The sequence below is a fragment of the Caballeronia sp. GACF4 genome, assembly GCF_023631025.1.
Taxonomy (GTDB): Bacteria; Pseudomonadota; Gammaproteobacteria; order Burkholderiales; family Burkholderiaceae; genus Caballeronia.
In genome coordinates, this window is the sequence record NZ_JALQDW010000049.1 from 1 (window position 1) to 4,806 (window position 4,806).

Sequence of the window (4,806 nt, forward strand, 5' to 3'; positions counted from 1 at the left end):
GTGTCGTCGATGCGGTCAGCATCGCGGGCAATGCGCATCAAATTGAGGCACATCACACTGAAGGCTAAGAAAAAGAGCACCGTCGTAGTACTTGCGAAGAAAACGAAACGGTACCGACTTGAACTTGCAAGTCTCTGCATCAACGTGTTTCTCATGATTTCAACTTTCAGCGCGCTCACCGTCATCAAACAGCGGCTTATCATTCATAGTGGACGCAAGGCAGCAACAGCGAAGAACTCATCGAGTGCATCGACCGCCCGGATGGTCGACCTCAGTGCATGTACTGCACAGTCGTTTGTTGCGTTGTCCTCAATCGCCGGCGAAGCTCGTGAATAACGTCGCCGACGTAAGAGCGGGCATTACGTGATTCCATTTCTTGGTACATCCGCATGGTGTCCAGTACGCTTTTCGGTTTCTACCATGCTGCCCCGTAGTGTTCTTATGGCCCAATATGTACCGGCCCTGTGTGGGGCGGTGCGTGCACTGTTCCCCCTGGTATCGGGGCCAACCTAGCTAGTTTGAGTACGCCGAAATCGACCAGTCGCGCTCAGTCTTAAGTCAATAACGGACGCGGGGCTGGAAACTTTTGCATGCTGACCAAAAAAAAGCTGCCATCAAATGCTCTTCAGGAGAGCTTTTTACGGATTCGGCATCAAAGAAGTCTCTGGGCTGTCCGACTATTGTTTTAACTAACCCAATACAAGATCGGCAGTTATTTGCAGGCGGCATCAGCACCTATACATTAGATTGCCATTGGCCGCCATTCGAGGTGATCGCTCTAACAACGCCTTGGTTCAATCATCAGCAATTTGAAGGCTGAACTGATTTGCCGCCGCATGTGGAGAACGCACGAATCTGTTGCATGGGCAACGCTCGACTGGGTAGCTTGGATTTGATCGTCATCGGTTGATGGAACCACTCGGCTATAACAGCGGCGCTAGTTCCGCAAAGAAGTGTGCAATCGTGAGCCAAGTGGTGTCCGACCTCAAACAAGACAACGCGGGATAGCCGGGCAGTTTATACGTGGCGGGAGGATTCAAGGCCTTCGTCATTGATTTGTTAAGACGAAGTCCGGTACATATGCTTAGGACGTAAGCACCTCGCGGCGGCCGCTAAGACGCCGGCGCAACGCGAGAACAAAGTAGTGGCCATCATTTTTGATTTGATGGACACCATTGTGACAGTCGGAAGCCAAGCCGGATAGCCGCGAGGGACGCCCAAACCTTGATCTGAAATTTCGATGCCGCCTCGCGGCTGCGGCATTTGAGCCTGGTGTGTCGGTCGCAGAACCGGCCGAAGAGAGCGGCATCAATGCAAACATGCTGTCCACATAGCGGGCGATATCGCAAGCGCTTCCAGGTTGAAACGACTTCGATAATTTTCAATACTGCGCTTATGTATAATGTTGTAACTTGCTAATGAGGTCGTTCACCGCCAAAGCCGCCAAAGTATCAAAAGAGTCTCCAATAGACGTTACCGTATAAGGCAACTATGAGAAATCTTGCACTTTTCTTGTTGGTGTCTTTTTTTGTACTCAGTTTGATTTATATGCTTGGAGCAGTCTACCTGCCTCGTTAGGGGGCGAGCCAACCTTCAGACTACATCGATGTCGCAGTCCGCTAGCGATGTCAGATTCCTTTCGATGAACTAGACCCTGGAAGATTGGACGGTACGACGGCTGTGCTGTTGCGAGGTAAGTCGGGTATGCGACCGGGTTCATACCTCGTAGCTTCACCTTTCGCGTGTTCTAAGGCTGCTCGACTTGTCTTGCGTCCGCAACATGACCATCGATTTCCATAAGGACTGTCCGTTTGCTCGCGCCATTCAACATTTGAAGTTTCTGTGTCAAAGGTACGTTTTCTTGTTTTCCTTGACACGGGCGTCTTCAAGTGCAATTCAATTACCCTAAGTCTCCGCTAAGTATTGGTAAGCATCATTTGATGCCTCTTCAAAGGTGTGGATTTCTGGCTTGGCAAGTTTATTTCGTCGTCCCTCTAGTCAGCGTTTGTGGACGCGAGAAAAAAGTGTCTTTCGATCATTTTTTAAAAAGGCGATTCAAGCTAAAACGTGGACTTAGCACTCAAAAAGCACGTGCCAGTAGTGGTTTTGATGGGTGCTGAGGTCGGTCACAAGTTCACCTGATGTATAATGTTTGTCAATGTTTATTTAAACGGTCGTACTTTTTTGTCGTTGTATTTCTCTCAGGTCCTGACGTGCTCGGATGGTCAGGACTTTTTCGCCGACCTTCAAAAGTCGGCGTTTTTTTGGGGCGTACCCGCACGGCAGATGGGAGCAGATTCGCTTTACACGCTTTGCCCTCACTACGACATTTCGCCAACTGGACTCGGAGCTTTGAATAATGGACGATCGCAATGAGAGCGTTGTAAGCCATTACATAACGGAGTTCCAACAAGCTGCAACGAGGAGCGAGTCAGGTGAAGACGTTACTGAGCTAGTTGGAATTTTGATTGATGTAGTTGCCCCTGCGACTCAGGACATTCGGACACCGCTAGGTTGATGAGACCGCAGCGCGCCTGAACTCGCGGGGCGAGCGGTATTTCAGCGCTTTGTGCGGGTGGCGCTCATTGTATTGGTCGAAGGCGGCAGCCAGCTGCGTGAGCGCCGTCGCTACGTCAGGCTTATCCATAAACGCGACGTAATCGTGCTTCATCGTTTTAACGAACCGCTCGGCCATTCCGTTGCTCTGCGGCGAGCGCACGGGTGTAGTCAACGGCTCCAGACCTAACTCGCGAGCGAAGCTACGCGTGCGATGGTCGATATATGCAGAGCCGTTGTCCGACAGCCATTCAATGGTTGAGCCGGCTTGTGCCGTGCCGAAGCGTTGCTCGACCGCTGCGAGCATCACATCGCGTACAACGTCACCGCTATGGCCGCCAGTAGTTGCTGCCCAACTGATGGCTTCCCGGTCATGGCAGTCCAACGCGAACGTCACGCGCAACGGCGCGCCGTCGTCACAACGGAACTCAAAGCCGTCCGAGCACCAGCGGGCGTTGCTCCTGTCAACGGCGATGCGTCCATCATGTCGGCGGGTATCACGACGGTGTCCAGGACGCTGAAGCAGCAACTGATGGTCGCGCATGACGCGATAGACCCGCTTGACATTCACGCACGGCGCACCCGTCACTTCGTGACTACGTCGCAGCAGTGCCCAGACTCGCCTGTACCCATAAGTCGGCAAGTACGCAACATGCTCGTGGATTGCAGCGACCAGTTCCGTGTCGTCGGTCTGTCGGGCGCGGCGGCCGTCCTGCCAGTCCGGCGAACGGGCTTTTCTGACTGCCAGAGCAGAGCGCGCCACGCCGAGAACATCACAGACCGTTTTCATTGGTCGTCCCCGGGCAGTAAGGGCGAGCGCGCAATCCAGTTTTTTGAGCGGCCATAATCGACTGCTTCCTTCAGGATTTCTGCCTCCTGCGTTTTCTTGCCGAGCAGACGCTGCAATTCCCTGATTTCCTTCATCGCTGCGGCCAACTGCGAGGCCGGTACTACTGCTTCCCCAGCTTTCACCGCCGCCAGGCTGCCGTCCTGGTATTGCTTGCGCCACGCAAACACCTGGTTTGGGTTGACCCCGTGCCGACGGGCCACTGCCGAGACCGTTGCGCCCGGCTCCATGGTCTCCTGCACGATGGACACCCTTTCCTGGACCGAGCGCCGCCGACGACGCTCTGGTTCGCTCAAAATTTCGATACTTTCCACAATTTGCCTAGGCTTAAAACCAGTCACAAGACTCCCTCTTATTTTAAGAGGTGCCGCGTGTCCTGAGAATCAAGGGGCTACTCCAATTGAGAATGCGAAAAAGCATTTGGATACTTGGAATAACGGGGCAACAACTCACAACAGACGCAAGTTGACCGCGCAACTCAGGAAGCGGGCTGAAATGGCAGCGCAGTCATCCCCAATCGTTGCGAAGGTATTACTTGATGCAGCGGAGAAGTTGGCGCGCTGATGTTGAGGAGCGTTAACTTTGCTATCTACGTGATCTCGTAACGCTGATGGCAAAGAATCGACAGCCCATCGAATTGATGGGAAAGCGTGGTCTTGAAAGCCTCGGAATGCGTTTGCCGCGGGCAACTTCATTGCATGGCATGCACTGATGCGGCTGATGCCCTGTGTACAGAGCGTGCAAGTACAGACTCGATGTAGCTCGCGCAGACGGACGACATTAAGTCGATGCTCAACCATCAGCACTTGCCGCGTTGCCTTTCGGGGGCTGGTTTCATATAAATGCATAGTCGCACTTCGCCGGAAGGCATTCTGATCCCGACTCGAAAATCGTTGACTTAAGATGTTGCGTTCTATGCCGTTAGTGAAGCTAAGCCGCGATTGGGCGGATAACTTTGCATCGGAATCTTTAATGAAAATCTCTACTCGGTTAACGCTGCTGGCAGTTACAGCGCTTATTGCCTTGCTTGCAGTCGGTGGGTACAACGTCTATAGCGTGCGACGCGCGATGCTGGATGACAAGGAGGCCCAGATCGTTAACCTGTTAAATATGGCGGAGCACCTGGCTGAGTACTATCACGAGCAGGAAGTTGCCGGTGCAATGACTACAGAGCAAGCGCAATTGGCGACCAAGACCGCGTTGAACAGAATGAATTACTCTGACCAAAGCTACTTCTGGGCTCGCCTTCCGGACGGAACCTCGCTGGTGCATCGCAAGCAAGAAAACATCGGCAAAGTCTTATTAGGCAAAGCGCCTGACGGCCGGCCAGACACTGATCTTTACCGTGAGATGCTTGCCAAAGAGCACATCCCGGTGCTAATGGTGACAACAGCGCATCCGTC

Annotated in this window: 3 protein-coding genes and 1 pseudogene; 3 read left to right on the plus strand and 1 reads right to left on the minus strand. The window is 53.0% G+C overall.

Annotated elements, in window-relative coordinates; all coding sequences use genetic code 11:
• Both NCR40_RS31040 and NCR40_RS31045 read left to right on the plus strand, forming a co-directional pair.
• Positions 1 to 336 (plus strand): hypothetical protein (locus tag NCR40_RS31040; RefSeq protein WP_250511802.1); only part of this gene is annotated, 336 nt, incomplete at its 5' end.
• 432 nt (positions 337 to 768) lie between these two features.
• Positions 769 to 927 (plus strand): annotated as a pseudogene (locus NCR40_RS31045) (IS3 family transposase); the annotation flags it as partial.
• A gap of 1,582 nt (positions 928 to 2,509) precedes the next feature.
• Here the strand turns inward: NCR40_RS31045 and NCR40_RS31050 are convergent.
• A protein-coding gene (locus tag NCR40_RS31050) for an IS3 family transposase (protein ID WP_250511804.1) occupies positions 2,510 to 3,708 on the minus strand; the annotation gives its coding sequence in 2 pieces (ribosomal slippage) (positions 2,510 to 3,393 and positions 3,393 to 3,708; 1,200 coding nt in all).
• 667 nt (positions 3,709 to 4,375) lie between these two features.
• Here NCR40_RS31050 and NCR40_RS31055 point away from each other — a divergent pair.
• The coding region (locus NCR40_RS31055) for a cache domain-containing protein (protein ID WP_250511803.1) at positions 4,376 to 4,806 on the plus strand (431 nt) is incomplete at its 3' end.